Below are 17,918 nucleotides of genomic sequence, written 5' to 3'. Positions count from 1 at the left end.
ACCGGCCGATGACGCCCGAAGAGCTCCTGGCCGCCCGTGACCGCATCGTTCCCGATGTGATCACGGGCGGTCTGCGCGTCCTGTTCTGCGGCATCAATCCAAGCCTGATGACAGGTGCCACGGGTCACCACTTCGCCTTTCCCGGTAATCGTTTCTGGCCGGTCCTTCATCAGTCGGGATTCACTCCGCGGCAACTCAAGCCCTGCGAACAGTCCGAACTGCTCCGTTACGGGCTCGGCATCACCAACGTGGTCGCCAGGGCCACGGCCCGGGCCGACGAACTCTCCGCCGAGGAGTTCCGTGCCGGGGGCCGGATCCTCACGTCAAAGGTCGAGGAACTGCGCCCCCGATGGCTGGCCGTAGTCGGCATCACGGCGTACCGGACGGCATTCGGCGAGCGTCAGGCACGCATCGGACCGCAGGAACGACAGATCGGCGGGGCCCGCGTCTGGGCACTGCCCAACCCCAGCGGGCTCAACGCCCACTGGACCGTGACCTCGATGGCCGAGGAGTACGGGCGCCTCCGGTCAGCTGTCGACTCGGACGCCGAGATGCCGGCTCCTGAGCTCTGAGCGCTGCGTCGAACTCAGAGCTCTGCTTCGAGCTCCGGGCTCCGGGCTCCGGGCTCCGGGCTCCGGGCTCCGGGCTCCGGGCTCCGGGCTCCGGGCTCCGGGCTATGGCTATGGCTATGGCTATGGCCATGGCTATGGCTATGGCTATGGCTATGGCTATGGCCATAGCTATGGCCATGGAACAGGACTAGCCGGGAGTACGGCCTTTTCGCCCCGCCGCCCCAGGACAGGGCTCACGGAGGATCGATCTCGGTCACCAGTACATTGAGCTCGCACCCCGGACCTTCTTCCTCCAGGTACAGCGTGAGGGCGATCCACCGATCCTCGATACGCCAGAGCCGGAGATACTCGCACCCCGCAACCGTTTCGGCCCAAGGGTCGGGTATCTCCTCACCCGACATCATCCGCTCCTGTGCGCTCCACAGGCTGATCAGCCGCGGATCGCCCCAGCGTGCACCGAGCACGGTGATCAGTGCCTCGTGCTCCGCCAAGCACTGGGCACGGTGCTCCAGCCGCCCCGCCTCGTCGTCGTCCCAGTGATCGTCGTCAGCGTGCAGGGACGCCGTGTGGTAGCCGGGCCCGCTGACTCCCGAACCCGACCGGATGCGATCCGCGGGAAACTCTCGGGTGCGCATCCCGTCGATGAGGCGGAGGTGATGTGCGGTGGTCATGCCGTCAGTAAACCGTCCGGCACTGACAACGAAAGCCTCGCCCTGCCCTTTGAGGGTTTTTCAGCCACCGTTCAAGCAGTGTCGTCGCCACCACCGACACGACCGCCGACGCGCGCGTCATCTTTCTGCCCCCTCCCCGACCCCGACACCGGAGTCCCCTGCGCGACGGGGATTTTGCCAGCGAGGCATCTCTCCAGCACCACCTCCTACGCATCTCCCCTCGCCCTGCGTATCGCCCCCGGCCCATCTCGTCCTAGGCATCCCGCCGTCGCAGTGCCCACCAACCGGCCAGCGAGGCCGCCCCCGCCCATGCGGCGGTCACCGCAAGCCCCGCCCAGGGTCCGATGCTGCTGTCCGGGTGCTGGTGCAGCACCAACTGTCCGGCTCGGTCGGGCAGATAGTCGGCCACACCGCCCGCAACGTCGCCGACGACGAACGAAACGATCAGGATGAAGGGAATGAGCAGACTGAGCACGGCAACGGCACTTCGCGACAGAACGGTCAGCCCGGCGGCGAAGAGACTCATGAGAGCGAGATATATACCGCTGCCGACAGCCGCCCTCAGCGCGCCCGGTTCTCCCAGCCCGATGGCATGATCCCCCATGAACAGTTGCCCGACGAGGAATGAGCTGAAGCTGGTGACCAGCCCTACGGCTAGGGCCACGCCCCCGATGAGCGACATCTTGACCGTGTAGAAGAGAGTGCGGCGCGGAACCGCAGCCAGCGACAGACGCAGCGCGCCGTTGACGTATTCGGATGAGATCGCTGTGGCTCCGAAGCTGATGGCCGCGATCTGACCGAAGTTCAGCGCGTAGAACGCACCGAACACAAGATCCGCGTCCGCCTTGTCCGCCTCGGCCTGGCCCACGGTGGCGAAGCTGAGAACCGTGACGGCCATGGTGGCGAAGAAGACGGCTGCCAGGGATCCGACGACGGAGCGTACCGATCTGATCTTGATCCACTCGGAACGCAGGACTGCCGTAGCCGTCATCATCATGCCTCCTGTCGGGCGGTCCGGGTGTCGGCTGCGGACCCGAACTGCGCGGCACCCACGGTGAGATCCAGGTAGGCCCGTTCCAGGGTGACCTGCTCGTCCACGAGCTGAAGAACAGGAATGCCTTCCGCTGCGGCGAGCGCACCGATCTCCGCCGCTCTCGCCGCCTCAACGGTCCAGAGCCCGTCCTTGCCCTGCTCGACCCGGTGACCCTTACGTGTCAAAGCCTCGCCGAACCGGGGTGATTCGTCCGTGTTCACCCGCACTCGCACCCGCGGCCGGCTCCGGGAGTCGAGGAACTCCTGCATCGGCATGTCAATGAGCAGGCGGCCCTGCCCGAGAACGAGCAGGTGGTCGGCGAAGGATGACGTCTCGTTCATCAGATGGCTGGAGACCAGCACGGTGCGGCCCTCCCGCGCCAGCCGCTTCATCAACTCCCGGACCCAGATGATGCCTTCCGGGTCCAGCCCGTTCGACGGCTCGTCGAGCATGATCACTTCCGGGTCACCGAGCAGCGCCGCCGCTATCCCGAGACGCTGACGCATACCGAGGGAGAACGTCTTGACCCGCCGGCCCCCGACGCGACCGAGTCCGGCCTCGTCCAGCACTTCGCCGACCCGGGCCCGTCCCAGGCCATTACTCGTCGCCAGAGTGAGCAGGTGGTCGCGTGCGGTGCGCGAGCCGTGTGCGGCCTGCGCGTCGAGCAGCGCGCCGACCCGGCGAAGCGGATCTTTCAGAGCCGCATATACGCACCCGCCGATCGTGGCGGTGCCGCCCGTAGGCCGGTCCAGGCCGAGGGCCAGCCGCATGGTGGTGGACTTGCCCGCCCCGTTCGGCCCGAGGAAACCGGTGACCCGGCCGGGCCGCACGCTGAACGTGAGTCGGTCCACGGCACGGGTCGCACCGTAGTTCTTGGTGAGCTCGTTGACGTCGATACTGGTCATGTCCCCAGCCTGGCCGCCGCGCCGGCAGCGGTCCTCCCCCGCCGGTGTGGATCATCTCCCTCGCGCGGGGGAGCCGTTGCGCAGAGCTCGCTGGCACGATGGCAGCATGTCCAGCTTCCTCCACCCGTTGACCACGCCGGTCACCTACACCCGGTGGCTGCATCTGCTTCTGCCCGGCGCCGCTGTGAGTGTCTGGCTGTTCATCTCGATGGACACGCCCTGGGTGCCCGTCGTCCTCGCGGCTCTGGTGGGGCTGATTCCCGGGATGCGCCTCGCCGAGGGGGTCCAGGCGCAGCTGCTGCTCACTCCCGCGGAGCGGGGCGACCCCGGGGCATCGATTTCGGCCGCTCCGTCCACATCGTGGTCCGAGCGATGGCGGACGTCTCTCTGGCTGGAGGTGCGCCTGCTCTGTGCCGCACTGGCCGGCATGGCGACGGTGTGGCTGTTGGCCACGGCGGTCGATCTCATCCGCTCGGCGGTGGGTTCGGAACCGAGCGCCGAGTGGTTCGCCGCAGGGCTGGGCACGCATTGGTGGGCCGCGCTCCTCGTCCCGGTTCCCCTGGTGATGCTGCTCGCCATCGTCGTGAGCTGTGGAGAGCTCATCACCGCTGCTGCCCGGTGGCTGCTCGGGCCAACCCGGAAACAGCGGATGACCGCGTTGGAGGAGCGCACGGAGCAGTTGCTCGAACGCAACCGGATAGCGCGCGAGCTTCACGATTCGATCGGGCACGCCCTGACGGTCGCCGTCGTGCAGGCAGGCGCCGCCCGGGCGGCACACGACCCGGAGTTCACCGAGCGGGCGCTGTCGGCGATCGAGGAGACGGGCCGTGACGCGCTGGATGACCTGGAGCGGGTGCTGAGAGTGCTGCGCGAATCGGGTGAGCCGTCGAGTCAGCAGCCATCACTGAGCGAGGCAGACCGTCTGCTGGACTCAGCGCGCGGTTCCGGAGCCGATGTCGATGTTGACCTGTCCGGTCCCCTGGAACAGGTACCCGCGTCGGTGTCCCGCGAGGGCTATCGCATTCTCCAGGAGGCCCTCACCAATGTCCTGCGCCATTCCGGATCTGTCGCAGTCCGGGTCCGGGTCCGCATCACCGTCGCTGACGGCCGGCTTGAGCTGGAGGTGACGAATCCGTTCATGGGTTCGACAGGTACTTCCCTCGCGGCTCCGGCCGAGCCGATGGGGCGCGGAAGCGGGCTGAGGGGCATCAGGGAGAGAGCCGCGCTGCTGGGCGGCAGTGCCAGAACGGGACCGTACAAGGGGGAATGGATGGTGCACGCGAGCCTTCCTCTGCACCACATAGGCTGACCGGATGCCCGTTACCGTTCTTCTCGTCGACGACGAACCCCTGGTCCGCGCGGGACTGCGCGCGGTTCTGGAAGCCCAGCCCGACATCGAGGTGGTCGGTGAGGCGGGTGACGGCGCCGCGGTGATCCCGTTGGTGCGTCAGCTGCGGCCCGATGTGGTGGCGATGGACGTCCGGATGCCGCTCATGGACGGCATCGAAGCGACGCGGGTGGTGCTGCGGACCGTACCCGATCCGCCGAAGATCCTGGTGGTGACGACCTTCGAGAACGATGAGTACGTCTACGAGGCGTTGCGGGCCGGCGCGGACGGGTTCCTCCTCAAGCGGGCCCGGCCGGCCGAGATCGTGCACGCGGTGCGGCTGGTGGCGGAGGGCGAGTCCCTGCTCTTCCCCGCCGCGGTGAGGCAGCTGGCAGCCGCATACGGTACGAGCAAGGCGCGGGAGGCCATGAAGCAGGCTTCCCTCACCGAGCGCGAGGCGGCTGTACTGCGTCTGATGGCCCGCGGGCTGTCCAATGCCGAGATCGCGGCCCGGCTCGTCGTGGGCGTCGAGACGGTGAAGTCCCATGTCAGCGCCGTGCTGGCGAAGTTGGGGGCCCGGGACCGTACCCAGGCGGTCATCGCCGCCTACGAGTCCGGATTCGTCGCTCCGAGCTGATACCGGTGGTTCCCGGACTGCCTCGCCGCCCACGGTCGCCCAGTCCCCGGGCAGCGAGTACGATCCGCCTGACATGCGCACGAGCTGGGAGGACACACCGTGGGCCGGCTGACCGGTGGGGACCCGTCGTTGCTGCGACGGATCAATTCCGCGGTGGTGCTGCACGCCCTCCGGGGCGCGGAATCCCCGACCCTTACGGACCTGACCCGGATCACGGGGCTGTCCCGGCCCACGGTCGAAGGCGTCGTGGAGGGACTGTTCGAGGCCGGACTGGTCGTCGAGTCGGCCCCGGACGGGGCCGAGGCGCGGCGTCAAGGGCGTCCGGCCCGCAGGTTCCGGTTCCGGGCCGAGGCGGGACACCTTCTCGGCATCGAGATCGGCCCGCACCGGGTCTCGGCGTTGTTGTCGGGACTGGACGGCCGGATCATCGGGGCCGGCTCGCGCGAGGTGTCCGAGACCGCCTGCGCGGACGACCGCCTCGACAAAGTGCGGACCGTGGTCGCCGACGTCCTCCGGCGGACCGGCGTGGCCCGGAGCAGTCTGCGGGCGGTCGGTGTGGGCAGCCCCGGCATCGTGGAGGCGGACGGCACCGTCCGGCTCGGGACCGCGCTGCCGGACTGGACGGGGCTGGCGCTCGGTGAGCGCCTGAGGCGCTCGTTCCGCTGCCCCGTGCTCGTGGAGAACGACGCGAACGCGGCGGCGGTCGCGGAGCACTGGAAGGGTGCGGCCACGGAGTCCGATGACATCGTGTTCGTGCTGGCGGGTCTGAGCCCGGGGGCGGGTTCCCTCATCGGTGGACGGCTGCACCGCGGTTTCGGCGGCGCGGCCGGCGAGATCGGTGCCTTGCATCTCCTCGGTCGTGACGTCACGCCGGAAAGGCTGCTGTCGACGACGGACACACCCCTGGACCCGCTCGACGAACATGCGGTCGCCGCGGTGTTCGCCAAGGCACGGCGCGGTGACGAGCAGGCCCAGGCCGCGGTCGAACGGTTCATCCAGCGTCTGGTGCACGATGTGGCGGCACTGGTCCTGGCGCTCGACCCGGAGCTGGTGGTCATCGGCGGCTGGGCCGCCGGACTGGACGGGGTGCTGGATCCGCTCCGCGGTGAACTGGCCCGTTACTGCCTGCGGCCCCCTCGGGTGGCCCTGTCGCTCCTGGGCGAGGCCGCCGTGGCCACGGGTGCGCTGCGGCTGGCGCTCGACCATGTGGAGGAGCAGCTGTTCGCCGTAGAGGGAACGGTGACGGCCCGCCGCTGAAGGCGACGGGCCGTTCGGTGCACGCCGGGGGCGCGCGGTCATCCGGTCAGGATGCCTGCCGGGTCCGGTCGTCGTGGCTGATCTCCAGATCGCCCGAGTCGCCGAAAGTGAGACGGCAGGTGTCGGCCCGGTAGGTGGCGACGGAGACCGCGGCCGTGCCTCCGGCGGCGAGGTAGCGGGTCGTCACGACGAGGACGGGGGCGCCGGGGAGCCGGTCGAGCTCCTTGGCGTCGTCCGCGCGTGCCGAGCCGAGCTCCACGGAACGGTCCTGACCGTCGAGGCCGAGCCGATGCAGTTCACGTACGACACTGCGGGCCCTGGCGGGACCGGACGGGGTCTCTATCGCCGAGAGGTCCGGGACGGAGGCCGCCGGTACGTACAACAGTTCTGCCGCGACCGGCTGTCCGTGTGTGAGGCGGATCCTGCGCACGATGTGGACGGGCTCGTCACCTGCCACGTCGAGCATCCCGGCCACGGCGGCCGGTGCGGCTGCGGTCCGGCAGTCGACCGGCTGCCAGGCCTCACCAGCGCCGCCCCCGGTCCAGTCGTGCTGAGCGGTGGAGACAGCGACGCCCACGCGCGGCGGGGCAACGGTGGTGCCCACCCCGCGGCGGCGTTGGAGCCTGCCTTCGAGTTCGAGCTGTTCCAGAGCCTGCCGGAGCGTGGCCCGGGCGACGCCGAACCGGGCGGCGAGCTCGCGCTCGTTGGGAAGGATCTCCCCCACCGCAAAGTCCGAGTCGAGTGCCTCACTGAGCACGGTCTTGAGGTGCCAGTACTTCGGCTCCTGCACCGATTCCAGCTGCGTGGTCCCCACCCTGTCCTCCGCAATCGCCCAGCGGCTTTTCCGCGACGTTATTTATTAAAGGTTCCTGTCTTAACGTTGAGACCATAGGACGGCGCACCCCCTTGGTCAAGACCAATCCTCGGGCCACGGGCCCGTGAAGCGGCGATCCGCCGTGCAGCGTTCACAGGACGTTCGCGGAAGGCGGGGCGCAGGCAGCACGAAAGCCCCACGTCCGGGACGGTGCGCGGGGCTGCGTTGCCTGACCGGGCACCCTTCCGGTGCGGGCGGCCGGGAACGCCGCCCGAGGAAACCCACGCATCAGCCGCTCGGCAAAGAATGCGGAAATTTCATTTACATTAAGGGCGATACACGCCTCTTCAGGCCGCTTTGCCCCGCTCTGCGTATCTGTCGGCTCCGCCCCAGCATCCGCCCGGGAGGCAAGGGGCCGGCCGGCCTGTCGCCGCGAATCCGGCTCGCCGCCCCGCCCGCGTGTTCAGTTCGCGCCCCCGCCCTCTTGAACTACAGGCTACCGGGCGGTAATTGTTGCTGACGAAATGTCTAAGCCGCTTGGCACGGACCCCTCGTTTCGCCTCACCCGGGAGCAACTCCATGGCCACCACGGTCTCGTTCACCATCGAGTCACCCCGAGGACCGCAGACCGTGTCCGTGGCGTACGAGCGGTCGGGTACCGGTGAGCCCCTGCTGCTGCTCCACGGCATCGGACACCACCGGCAGGCCTGGGACCCGGTGATCCCGGTCCTGGCCCTGGAGCGGGATGTCATCGCCGTGGACCTGCCCGGTTTCGGCGCTTCTCCGGGGTTGCCCGACGACGTGGCCTACGACCTGGCGACCGTGGCGCCGCTGCTCGGGACCTTCTGCGAGGCGATCGGGGTGGACCGTCCGCACGTGGCGGGGAACTCGCTCGGTGGGCTGCTGGCACTGGAGCTGGGCCGCGCGAAGCTCGTACGCTCGGTGACCGCGCTCTCGCCCGCCGGCTTCTGGACGGATCCCGAGCGCCGGTACGCGTTCGGCACCCTCCGCGCCATGCGGCTCGCGGCGGAGTCGATGCCGCTTCCCCTCATCGAGCGGCTGTCCCGCACCGCCGCCGGTCGCACCGTCCTGACCAGCACCATCTATGCCCGGCCCGGGCGGCGCTCACCGGAGGCGGCCGTGTCCGAGACCCTCGCCCTGCGACGGGCGACGGGTTTCCACCGGACCCTTACCGCCGGAAGGAACGTCCGGTTCGCCGACAACGTGCCGGGGCTACCGGTGACCATCGCCTGGGGTGGCCAAGACCGGCTCCTCCTGCGACGCCAGGGCATCCGGGCCAAGCACACCGTCCCCGGTGCCCGACTGGTCCGGCTCCCCGGCTGCGGTCACGTCCCGATGAACGACGACCCGGCTCTGGTGGCCCGGGTGATTCTCGACACCAGCCGCTGAATCCGCGACCCGCTCGCAGCCCCGCCGGCTCAGGACGCCCGAGCCGATCGCCACGCCGGCCCCGACCAGGCAGCTGCCCGCCGCCTGCGCGATGCCGTACGAGCCGGAGCCGACGAGGGGGGCGGTGAGCGCGGCGGCGACGGGGATCAGCCCGAGCAACAGCGTGGCGCGCTCCGCTCCGATGCGCTGCATCCCGCGGTACCAGCAGACGAAACCGATCACGGTCACCACAGCGGCCTGCCACAGCAGCGCGGCCGCCTCGCCGGCCGTCGGCACCCGCACGAATCCCGCACCGTCGACCAGCAGGCCCAGGACCGTGGCCTCCGCCGCGGCGATCGCGCACACCGTGGCGGACAGCAGCTTGGGCCCGAGTGGGCGCAGCACCGGCACGGCGATGACCGCGAAGCCCACCTCACCGGCCAGCGCACCGACGGAGAAGACGATGCCGGCCGTGTCGGTCTGCCCCCAGCCCTGAACGGTGAACGCGCCGACCGCGACCAGTGCCGCGGCGCTGAGAACGGCACGGGTCGGCCTGCGCCCGGCCGCCAGTGGCACGAGGACGGCTACCAGGATCGGTGCGCATCCGACGAACACGCCCGGAACAGCCGGCTCCGCGGAGCGTTCCGCTGCCAGGACGGCGAGGTTGAAGCCGACCATTCCCACAGCGGCGAGCAGGGCCAGCCTGCCCCACTGCCTGGCGGTGAGCCCACGGAGCACGTCGGCCGGCCGGGGCTCACCGGCCCGGTTCAGCAGGGGCAGGAGCAGCAGGGCGGCGAGGCCGTAGCGCAGCGCCTGGCCGCCGGCGTACGGATAGTCGCCTAGGACGCTGTTGGCGGTGAAGGAGGCACCTACGAGGACGGAGGCGAAGGCGGCGAGAGACGCGCCACGCAGATAGGTCACATTCATGGCTTCGACGCTAGGCGCCCGGGCGGTACGGTTTAAGGTCCACATTTATGACGTCTTCGGGGACCACTTCGACGCCCGGCACGGACGGCGGTGCTCGGGAGTCCGTCTCGGCAGCCTGGGAGCTCCTCCTCCCGGCCGCTTCGGCCCCGSCCCGTGGCCGCGGGCGGGCGCTCCAGTCCGCACTGCGGGAAGCGGTCCGTTCCGGCCGCCTGGCGCCGGGGACACGACTGCCGTCGAGCCGCGCGCTCGCCGCGGATCTCGGTGTCTCGCGCGGCCTGGTCACCGAGGCCTACGAGCAGCTGACCGCCGAGAGCTATCTGCGCAGCGGGCACGGGGCGGGGACATGGGTGAGCGGCTCGGTGCGGGCGGCCAGGGGCGGTGCCCGCGATCTCGCTCCCCGCGCCCCCGGCACACGCGTCGACTTCAGACCGGGTACTCCGGACCTCTCGCTCTTCCCGCGCAGCGCCTGGGCCGCCACCCACCGTTCGGTCCTCGGCCGGCTGCCGCACAGCGCACTGGGCTATCCGGACCCGCGCGGGCTGCCGGAACTGCGTGATGCGCTGGCCGCGCTGCTGGCCCGGCGCCGCGGGGTGGTGGCCGACCCGGAGCGTCTGCTGGTCTGCTCCGGCGTCGCCCAGGCAAGCACCCTGCTCGGCTTCGTCCTGCACGGACGCGGACTGACCACGGTCGGTGTCGAGGATCCCGGGAGCCCGGAGCACGCCTCCCTCTTCTCGTCGGCGGGCCTTGCGACGGCTCGCCTGCCGCTCGATGACGAAGGGCTGTCGGTCGAGCCTCTCGTGCGCTCCGGCGTACGAGCCGTCGTGACCACTCCGGCCCATCAGTTCCCCACCGGAATCGCGTACTCCGCGGCCCGTCGCAGCCGCCTTCTGGACTGGGCCAGGGAGACGGACGGCGTCATCGTGGAGGACGACTACGACGGCGACTTCCGCTACGACCGCGCGCCCGTCGGCGCCCTCCAGGGCCTCGACCCCGAGCATGTCGCGTACACCGGCTCCGTGAGCAAGTCCCTGGCGCCCGGGCTGCGGCTCGGCTGGCTGCTGGCGCCGGCCTCGATGACGGACGAGCTCGTCGACCGCAAGCGGACCATGGACATGGGCAATCCGGCCGTCGACCAGGCCGTGCTCGCCGACTTCATCGTCCGGGGCGGTTACGACCGGCAGTTGCGCCGCTGCCAGCGCGCCTACCGGGAGCGTCGTGACGTCCTGACGACCGCGCTCGCCGAGCACTTCCCGGGCGCCGAGGTCAGCGGGATCGCGGCGGGACTGCACGTCATCGCCCGACTGCCCGAACGGTACGGCCCCGAGGCCGACTTCGTGAGCCGCGCGGCGGAGGCCGGAATCGCCCTGCGCCCCCTCGACGACTGCCGCGACGAACGGTCCGCCGACCCCTGGGTGAGTCTGGTCATCGGCTACGCGCACCTGCCACCGGCCGACATCTCACACGGTGTCCGACTGCTCGCGGCCTGCCGGCAGGAAGGACGCCGACCGCGCTCCAGGTCAAGCGGGGGCGCGGACTCAGGTGGGGACGGTGAGCCGGATTCCTGAACGGGTGGGGGCCGGATCCCGGGCCAGTCTGCGGCCGGATTCCGGTGCGGGCGCCGGACGGATCCGGAGCAAGCGGGCCCGGTATTCACCTGGTGTTGGTGTGTCCGCCGCCGTCGGGCGCGAGGGTGGGCCGGTCGCTCAGCAGTCCGTACGCCCGACCCGCCGGAGGCCTCCCGATGCCGTACCGTCCACGAATCCCGTCCCCCGACCGCCGTACCGTGCTGCGCGGTTCGCTGGTGGCCACGGCCGCTCTCACCCTCCCCGTGGCGGGCGCGGCCGCCCCGGCCTTCGCGCGGTCCGGCCGTCCGGACGCGGCCTGGGGCGTGCAGGTCGGCGATGTCACCTCGTCCTCCGCTCTGGTCTGGGTACGCTCCGACCGGCCGGCCCGGATGGTGGTGGAGACGTCGGCGACCGAGTCGTTCCGGCGCGCCCGGACCTGGCACGGCCCGCTGCTGGGTGCGGGGACGGACTTCACCGGAACGACGCCTCTGTTCGGGCTGCCGCCCGGCGAGCAGGTGCACTACCGGGTGACGCTCGCCGCCCCGGACGACCCCCGTCGCACCGGCGAACCGGTGTACGGCACGTTCCGGACCGCGCCCGCGCGCCGGCGCGACGGTGTGCGGTTCCTGTGGTCCGGCGACATAGCGGGTCAGGGATGGGGCATCAACCCGGACATCGGGGGCTACCGGGTCTACGACGAGATGCGCCGCCTCGACCCCGACTTCTTCCTCTGCAGCGGGGACAACATCTACGCGGACGGGGTCATCGAGCCGAGCGTGACGCTGCCTGACGGCCGCGTCTGGCACAACGTCACCACCGAGGAGAAGGCGAAGGTCGCCGAGACACTCGCCGAGTACCGGGGTAACTTCCGCTACAACCTGCTGGACGACAACCTCCGCGGGTTCAACGCACAGGTGCCGTCGGTGATCCAGTGGGACGACCACGAGGTGCGCAACAACTGGTATCCCGGTCAGATCCTCGACGACGCCCGGTACACCGAGAAGAACGTGGACGTGCTGGCGGCGCGCTCGATGCGGGCGTTCGGGGAGTACTTCCCGGTGTCGACCCTGCACGGCTCCGCGGGCGGGGGCAACAGGGTCCACCGAGTGGTGCGGCACGGTCCGCTGCTCGACCTGTTCGTCCTGGACATGCGGACGTTCCGCAACGCCAACTCCCCCGGCCGGCAGCCCGACGATGCCACCGGAATCCTCGGTGCCGAGCAGCTGGCCTGGCTCGAGCGGGAGCTGTCGAAGTCCCGTGCGGTGTGGAAGGTGATCGCCGCGGACATGCCGCTGGGGCTGGTGGTCTCCGACGGTGCGACGGACTTCGAGGCCGTGGCACAGGGCGACCCCGGGGCGCCGCTCGGCCGCGAACTGCAGATGGCCGCGCTTCTGCGGTTCATCAAGCACCGCGGGATCACCGGCACGGTGTGGCTGACGGCCGACGTCCACTACACCTCGGCCCAGCACTACGCCCCCGAGCGCGCGGCGTTCAAGGACTTCGCGCCGTTCTGGGAGTTCGTCACGGGACCGCTGGCGGCCGGCCAGTTCCCGTCGAACGCGCTCGACGGGACGTTCGGACCCGACCAGGTGTTCGTTCAGGCTCCCGGCCGGGCAAACGTCTCACCGATGGAGACACCTGCGCTCTTCGGTGAGGTGGACATCGACGGCGACAGCGGGGAGTTGACCGTACGTCTCCGGGAGCAGGGCGGATCCGTCCTGTTCAGCAAGGTGCTCCAGCCGGGGCGCGTCGGGCAGTGAGCGGGTCCGCTCGGCCCGACGGCGGCGCAGACCGGAGCGGTGCCCCGCGCTCGATTCCGGTCCGGACCTCGCTCAAAATCGACTTGCCAACCGACCAAAAACAGACGATAGGCGACTAGATCCACACTTAACCCATCGGTCACAAGGCGTTCGTGATCAGGCAACACCGCTCGGTCACAGTGAAGTCATGACTGATGTGACCTCCGCGAAGAGCGCCCGCCGCCCCCACCACTGGCGGCGGGACCTCATTGAGCTTGCCGCCCTGTTCACCGCGGTCGCCGTCGCCGACGCGATCGCCAACCTGATCGGGCACCAGCCCGACGGTCCGTATCTGCTCATCGCCTCGGCGGTGGCGCTGACCGCCACCGCCGCGTTCCACACCTGGTGGGCACGCCGGCACAGTCACGCGCCACCGCCGGATGCCCAGGGCCTAGCGGCCTCGGACGCTCCGGCCGTGGAGGCCGACGCGTCGCCGGACTCCGCTCCCGCCGAGACGGTGCTGTGGCGGATGCGGACCACCGTGCGGGACGCTCCCGGCAGCCTGGCCGCACTGTGCATCGTGCTGGCCCGCCACCGGATCGACATCCTGACCCTGCAGACCCACCCGCTGGCCGAAGGCACCGTCGACGAGTTCCTGCTGCGCGCCCCCGCCTCGCTGCCCGCCGCTCAGCTGACCCGCGCCATCTCGGACGCCGGCGGCAGCTCCACGTGGATCGAGCGCGCCGACGCCCACGATCTGGTGGACGCTCCGACCCGGGTGCTCGGCCTCGCCACCCGCACCGCGCTGGACGCTGCCGAACTCCCCCTCGCCCTGCGCCAGCTGCTCGGCCGCTGCACCATCCACTCGCTGCCCGCCATGTCCATCACCGGACGCGCCACCGGTGAGACCGCGCCCGTGGAAGGCGTGCTGGAGGAGACGGTGATGCGGCTGCGCGATCCGTCGGGCGGCGTCATCACGGTGGAGCGGCCCTATCTGCCCTTCACCCCCACGGAGTTCGCCAGGGCGCGCGCCCTGGTCGAGCTCGATGCGCGCCTCGGCCCCCGCATCCCGCGCAGCGAGCACGTGCTCACCCTGCCCGAGGGCAACGCGATCACCGTGCGCCGGGCGGACGGCGGCGACCTGGAAGCAGCGCGGGCCATGCACGACCGCTGCTCGGAGCAGACCCTGCGGCTGCGCTACCACGGACCGGTCCGCGATGCCGACCGCTATCTCGACCACCTGCTGAGCCCGCGCTTCGGGCGCACCCTCGCCGTACAGACGGCCTCCGGCCGGACGGTGGCCCTCGGCCATCTCCTCTGGGACGGCGACGAGACCGAGGTCGCCCTGCTCGTCGAGGACGACTGGCAGCGACGGGGCATCGGCTCCGAACTTCTGGGCCGCCTGGTGGCTCTCGCCGTCGAGGCGGGCTGCGAGAGCGTCTACGCGGTCACCCAGGCGTCGAACACCGGGATGGTCGCCGCCATGCGCGCGCTCTCGCTGCCGCTCGACTACCAGATCGAGGAGGGCACGCTCGTGATCACCGCCCGGCTGAGCTCGGCCGCGGCGCGTTCCCTGCCGCCGTACGAGCGGGCGAAGCGCTGACCGTCCGCCGGACGGGCTCCTCGCCGCTCAGCGCCTGACACAGGTCGGCCCACAGATCCTCGACGTCCTCCAGCCCGACGGACATGCGAAGCAGCCGGTCGCCGACGCCCGAGGACTGCCGGTCTCCCTCATCCACAATGCGGTGGCTGATGGAGGCCGGGTGCTGGATCAGGGTGTCCACGCTGCCGAGACTGACCGCGGGCGTGATCAGCCGTACGGCGCCGATCACCCGGTGCGGGTCCCCGTACACCTCGAAGGAGACCATCGCGCCACCCAGTTCCGGGTAGTGGACACGGGCGATCCGCGGGTCGGCGGAGAGCCGGCGGGCGAGTTCCGCGGCGTTCGCGGACGCGGCCCGGACGCGCACCGGCAGCGTGGCGAGACCGCGCAGCAGCAGGTAGCCCGCCATCGGGTGCAGCACCCCGCCGGTGGCGAAGCGCACCTGCCGCAGCCGGGCCGCGAACTCCTCGTCGCAGGCGACGACTCCGCCCATCACGTCCCCGTGACCCCCCAGGTACTTCGTCGCGCTGTGCAGCACGATCCGCGCCCCGTGCTCGACGGGCCGCTGGAGAACCGGCGTGGCGAAGGTGTTGTCGACGAGCAGCGGGACCGAGCCGCAGGAGTGGGCGACCGCCCGGATGTCGACCTCGGCAAGGGTCGGGTTGGCGGGCGTCTCGACGATCACCAGCCCGGTGTCGGGGCGGACCGCCTCGGCGATCCCCGCAGGATCCGTCCAGGTGACCTCCGTGCCGAGGAGCCCGGCGCCCAGGAGGTGGTCGCTGCAGCCGTAGAGCGGGCGGACGGCCACCACATGGCGCAGCCCCAGGCTCGCGCGGGCCAGCAGAACGGCGGTCAGGGCCGCCATTCCGCTGGCGAACGCCACTGCGCTCGCGGTCCCTTCGAGCCGTGCCAGGGCCGTTTCGAACCGGGCGTTGGTCGGGTTGTCGAGCCGGGCGTAGACCGGCGGCCCGTCGAGCCGTGCGCCGGTCGCGGCGAAGGAGTCGATCCGGTCCGCCTCGCCCCTGGAGTCGTACGAGGGGTAGGTGGTGGACAGGTCGATCGGCGGGGCGTGCAGGCCGAGGGCAGCGAGGTCGTCGCGTCCGGCGTGCACGGCTTCGGTGGCCTGCGCCCGGTACGGGGGTGTTGTCGGGGGCACCATCGAGGATTCGTTGTTCATGAGCTCACTCTGAACAATGACCGGGACAAGCAGGAGAACGCCCGTGCTACGTTCGGCGAATGACCGATTCCGTCGCTCTCGACACGGTGGATCTGCACATTCTGCGGCTCCTGCAGAACGATGCCCGGACCACGTACCGCGAACTCGCCGCCGAGGTCGGGGTCGCCCCGTCGACGTGTCTGGACCGGGTCACCAGGCTGCGCCGCACAGGCGTGATTCTCGGCCATCAGCTCCGGCTGGACCCGGCCAGGCTGGGCCGCGGTCTGGAGGCACTCCTGTCCGTTCAGGTCCGGCCGCACCGCCGGGAGCTCATCGGCCCGTTCGTCGACCGGATCAGGACACTGCCCGAGTCGCGTGCGCTCTTCCATCTGACCGGCCCCGACGACTATCTGGTCCATGTGGCGGTGACGGACACCGCCGATCTCCAGCGTCTGGTCCTGGACGAATTCACCTCGCGCCGTGAAGTCGCCCGTGTCGAGACCCGGTTGATATTCCAGCAGTGGGAGTGCGGTCCCCTGCTGCCGCCCCCGTCCCGGACGGCCGAGGACGGTCGAGGTCAGGCCCACACCGCCGATCGGTAGTGACGCGGAGGCCCTCCCCGTACGAGGATGTCCACATGTCAGACACTCCTAGCAGCGCGCTGCCCCGCCAGGTCGCCGACACCTATGTCGACGCGTTTATCGAACTCGACCCGATCTCCGGCACCTACCTGGGTGTCGCGGAGAGCTCGCGCCGCCTTCCCGACTTCTCCCCCGCCGGCCAGGAAGCCCTCGCCGCACTGGCCCGCACCACGCTCGCGCGGCTCGACCGTGCGGAGCAGCTTCCCGGCGCGGCCGATGACGCCGAGCGCCGTTGCGGCCGTCTCCTGCGTGAACGCCTGACGGCCGAACTCGCCGTGCACGAGGCCGACGAGGCGTTGCGGGCCGTTTCCAACCTGCACTCCCCGGCCCACTCGATCCGTGAGGTGTTCACGGTGACCCCTACCGAGACGGACGAGGACTGGGCGGCCGTCGTCGAGCGGCTCAAGGCGGTTCCGGCTGCCCTGTCCGGCTACCGCGAGTCGCTCGCGCTCGGTCTGGAGCGGAAGCTGTACGGCGGTCCGCGCGCCACCACCACCTTCATCGGCCAGCTCGACGAGTGGGTCGGGGACGGGACGACGGGGTTCTTCCAGGACTTCACCGCCGCCGGGCCGGCGGCGCTGCGCACCGAGCTGAACGCGGCGGCGGCGCAGGCCACCCGGTCGCTGGAGGAGCTGCGGGACTGGATGCGGGAGGTGTACGCCCCCGCGATCGAGGGCGAGCCGGACACAGTGGGCCGCGAGCGCTACGCCCGCTGGTCGCGCTACTTCAACGGCACCGACCTGGATCTCGACGAGGCGTACGCGTACGGCTGGTCGGAGTACCACCGGCTGCTAGCCGAGATGCGGGCCGAGGCCGAGAAGGTACTGCCGGGCGCGGGCCCCTGGGAGGCGCTGGCCCATCTCGACGTCCACGGCGAGCACATCGAGGGCGTCGACGAGGTCCAGGCGTGGCTGCAGGGCCTGATGGACGAGGCGATCGAGGCCCTGGACGGCACACACTTCGAACTCGCCGAGCGGGTCCGCAGGGTGGAGTCCAGGATCGCCCCGCCCGGCGGCGCCGCCGCGCCGTACTACACGGGTCCGTCCGAGGACTTCTCGCGCCCCGGCCGCACCTGGCTGCCGACGATGGGCGAGACCCGTTTCCCGGTGTACGACCTGGTGTCCACCTGGTACCACGAGGGCGTTCCCGGCCATCACCTCCAGCTGGCCCAGTGGGCCCATGTCGCCGAGAGCCTCTCGCGCTACCAGGCCTCCATCGGCATGGTCAGCGCCAACGCCGAGGGCTGGGCACTGTATGCGGAGCGGCTGATGGACGAGCTGGGCTTCCTGCCCGACGCCGAGCGCCGGCTGGGTTACCTGGACGCCCAGATGATGCGGGCCTGCCGGGTGATCGTGGACATCGGCATGCACGCGGAGCTGGACATCCCGGCCGACTCGCCGTTCCATCCCGGTGAGCGGTGGACGCCGGAGCTGGCCCAGGAGTTCTTCGGCAACCACAGCGGCAGGCCCGCCGACTTCGTGGAGAGCGAGCTGACCCGCTATCTCTCGATGCCGGGTCAGGCCATCGGCTACAAGCTGGGCGAGCGTGCCTGGCTGCTCGGCCGGGAGAACGCCCGCGCGGCGCACGGGGACGCCTTCGACCTCAAGTCCTGGCACATGGCCGCCCTGTCCCAGGGGCCGCTGGGTCTGGACGACCTGGTCGACGAGCTGTCGAAGCTCTGA

At 70.7% G+C, this 17,918-nt stretch carries 15 protein-coding genes and 1 pseudogene; 10 read left to right on the top strand and 6 right to left on the bottom strand.

What is annotated here, in order from left to right; all coding sequences use genetic code 11:
* Positions 1-8: 8 nt before the first annotated feature.
* Positions 9-572, top strand: a complete 564-nt coding sequence (mug, locus tag EAO72_RS00800; protein WP_148015227.1) for a G/U mismatch-specific DNA glycosylase — start codon at positions 9-11, stop codon at positions 570-572.
* A gap of 233 nt (positions 573-805) precedes the next feature.
* Here the strand turns inward: mug and EAO72_RS00790 are convergent, their stop codons facing one another.
* The 3 genes from EAO72_RS00790 to EAO72_RS00780 all read right to left on the bottom strand — a co-directional run bounded on the left by EAO72_RS00790 (position 806) and on the right by EAO72_RS00780 (position 3,181).
* Positions 806-1,243: a hypothetical protein gene (locus EAO72_RS00790; protein WP_148015226.1), complete on the bottom strand. Its 438-nt coding sequence runs from the start codon at positions 1,241-1,243 to the stop codon at positions 806-808.
* A gap of 253 nt (positions 1,244-1,496) precedes the next feature.
* A complete protein-coding gene (locus EAO72_RS00785; protein WP_148015225.1) occupies positions 1,497-2,240 on the bottom strand; it encodes an ABC transporter permease in 744 nt (247 codons plus the stop codon).
* Positions 2,237-3,181, bottom strand: a complete 945-nt coding sequence (locus tag EAO72_RS00780; RefSeq protein WP_148015224.1) for an ATP-binding cassette domain-containing protein — start codon at positions 3,179-3,181, stop codon at positions 2,237-2,239. The genes EAO72_RS00785 and EAO72_RS00780 overlap by 4 nt, the downstream gene beginning before the upstream one ends.
* Before the next feature lie 106 nt (positions 3,182-3,287).
* Between EAO72_RS00780 and EAO72_RS00775 the strand changes: the two genes are divergently transcribed.
* The 3 genes from EAO72_RS00775 (at position 3,288) to EAO72_RS00765 (ending at position 6,402) form a co-directional block, all read left to right on the top strand.
* The gene (locus tag EAO72_RS00775) at positions 3,288-4,490 is read left to right on the top strand and encodes a sensor histidine kinase (RefSeq protein ID WP_148015223.1); all 1,203 of its coding nucleotides are present in this window, start codon (positions 3,288-3,290) and stop codon (positions 4,488-4,490) included.
* Between the two features lie 4 nt (positions 4,491-4,494).
* Positions 4,495-5,145: a response regulator transcription factor gene (locus tag EAO72_RS00770; protein WP_148015222.1), complete on the top strand. Its 651-nt coding sequence runs from the start codon at positions 4,495-4,497 to the stop codon at positions 5,143-5,145.
* A gap of 99 nt (positions 5,146-5,244) precedes the next feature.
* On the top strand, positions 5,245-6,402 hold the full coding sequence (locus EAO72_RS00765) for an ROK family transcriptional regulator (RefSeq protein WP_148015221.1): 1,158 nt from the start codon (positions 5,245-5,247) through the stop codon (positions 6,400-6,402).
* A gap of 46 nt (positions 6,403-6,448) precedes the next feature.
* Here EAO72_RS00765 and EAO72_RS00760 read toward each other — a convergent pair whose 3' ends face one another.
* Positions 6,449-7,216, bottom strand: coding sequence for a GntR family transcriptional regulator (locus tag EAO72_RS00760; protein WP_148015220.1), 768 nt, complete (start codon positions 7,214-7,216; stop codon positions 6,449-6,451).
* Between the two features lie 579 nt (positions 7,217-7,795).
* On the opposite strand from EAO72_RS00760, the gene EAO72_RS00755 reads away from it, so the two are divergent.
* Complete coding sequence (locus EAO72_RS00755) at positions 7,796-8,626, top strand: alpha/beta fold hydrolase (RefSeq protein ID WP_148015219.1); 831 nt, start codon at positions 7,796-7,798, stop codon at positions 8,624-8,626.
* Between the two features lie 489 nt (positions 8,627-9,115).
* Here the strand turns inward: EAO72_RS00755 and EAO72_RS44265 are convergent.
* Positions 9,116-9,532 (bottom strand): annotated as a pseudogene (locus EAO72_RS44265) (EamA family transporter); the annotation flags it as partial.
* A 47-nt stretch (positions 9,533-9,579) separates the two neighbouring features.
* On the opposite strand from EAO72_RS44265, the gene pdxR reads away from it, so the two are divergent.
* From pdxR to EAO72_RS00735, 3 genes are all read left to right on the top strand, one after another.
* Positions 9,580-11,097: a MocR-like pyridoxine biosynthesis transcription factor PdxR gene (gene pdxR, locus EAO72_RS00745; RefSeq protein WP_148015218.1), complete on the top strand. Its 1,518-nt coding sequence runs from the start codon at positions 9,580-9,582 to the stop codon at positions 11,095-11,097.
* A gap of 176 nt (positions 11,098-11,273) precedes the next feature.
* On the top strand, positions 11,274-12,857 hold the full coding sequence (locus EAO72_RS00740; RefSeq protein WP_148015217.1) for an alkaline phosphatase D family protein: 1,584 nt from the start codon (positions 11,274-11,276) through the stop codon (positions 12,855-12,857).
* 187 nt (positions 12,858-13,044) lie between these two features.
* Positions 13,045-14,439 (top strand): GNAT family N-acetyltransferase, encoded by a 1,395-nt coding sequence (locus EAO72_RS00735; protein ID WP_148015216.1) that lies wholly within the window; start codon positions 13,045-13,047, stop codon positions 14,437-14,439.
* On the opposite strand, the gene EAO72_RS00730 is transcribed toward EAO72_RS00735, so the two are convergent.
* Entirely contained in the window at positions 14,375-15,616 is a 1,242-nt protein-coding gene (locus EAO72_RS00730; RefSeq protein WP_148015215.1) for a trans-sulfuration enzyme family protein, read from the bottom strand. The two genes, EAO72_RS00735 and EAO72_RS00730, sit on opposite strands and share 65 nt — an antisense overlap.
* A gap of 59 nt (positions 15,617-15,675) precedes the next feature.
* Between EAO72_RS00730 and EAO72_RS00725 the strand changes: the two genes are divergently transcribed.
* Positions 15,676-16,197, top strand: a complete 522-nt coding sequence (locus tag EAO72_RS00725; RefSeq protein ID WP_148015214.1) for an Lrp/AsnC family transcriptional regulator — start codon at positions 15,676-15,678, stop codon at positions 16,195-16,197.
* 35 nt (positions 16,198-16,232) lie between these two features.
* Positions 16,233-17,918, top strand: coding sequence for a DUF885 domain-containing protein (locus EAO72_RS00720; RefSeq protein WP_148015213.1), 1,686 nt, complete (start codon positions 16,233-16,235; stop codon positions 17,916-17,918).

This window comes from Streptomyces sp. OR43 (assembly GCF_008042275.1).
In the GTDB taxonomy this organism is placed as follows: Bacteria; Actinomycetota; Actinomycetes; order Streptomycetales; family Streptomycetaceae; genus Streptomyces.
This window is presented reverse-complemented; position numbering and strand designations above follow the sequence as displayed.

Coding starts and splice junctions, on each gene's coding strand:
- EAO72_RS00725 (WP_148015214.1), top strand. CDS start 15,676: ATGACCGATTCCGTCGCTCTCGACACGGTGGATCTGCACATTCTGCGG.
- EAO72_RS00775 (WP_148015223.1), top strand. CDS start 3,288: ATGTCCAGCTTCCTCCACCCGTTGACCACGCCGGTCACCTACACCCGG.
- EAO72_RS00720 (WP_148015213.1), top strand. CDS start 16,233: ATGTCAGACACTCCTAGCAGCGCGCTGCCCCGCCAGGTCGCCGACACC.
- mug (WP_148015227.1), top strand. CDS start 9: ATGACGCCCGAAGAGCTCCTGGCCGCCCGTGACCGCATCGTTCCCGAT.
- EAO72_RS00755 (WP_148015219.1), top strand. CDS start 7,796: ATGGCCACCACGGTCTCGTTCACCATCGAGTCACCCCGAGGACCGCAG.
- EAO72_RS00735 (WP_148015216.1), top strand. CDS start 13,045: ATGACTGATGTGACCTCCGCGAAGAGCGCCCGCCGCCCCCACCACTGG.
- EAO72_RS00785 (WP_148015225.1), bottom strand. CDS start 2,240: ATGATGATGACGGCTACGGCAGTCCTGCGTTCCGAGTGGATCAAGATC.
- EAO72_RS00730 (WP_148015215.1), bottom strand. CDS start 15,616: ATGAACAACGAATCCTCGATGGTGCCCCCGACAACACCCCCGTACCGG.
- EAO72_RS00790 (WP_148015226.1), bottom strand. CDS start 1,243: ATGACCACCGCACATCACCTCCGCCTCATCGACGGGATGCGCACCCGA.
- EAO72_RS00740 (WP_148015217.1), top strand. CDS start 11,274: ATGCCGTACCGTCCACGAATCCCGTCCCCCGACCGCCGTACCGTGCTG.
- EAO72_RS00780 (WP_148015224.1), bottom strand. CDS start 3,181: ATGACCAGTATCGACGTCAACGAGCTCACCAAGAACTACGGTGCGACC.
- EAO72_RS00770 (WP_148015222.1), top strand. CDS start 4,495: ATGCCCGTTACCGTTCTTCTCGTCGACGACGAACCCCTGGTCCGCGCG.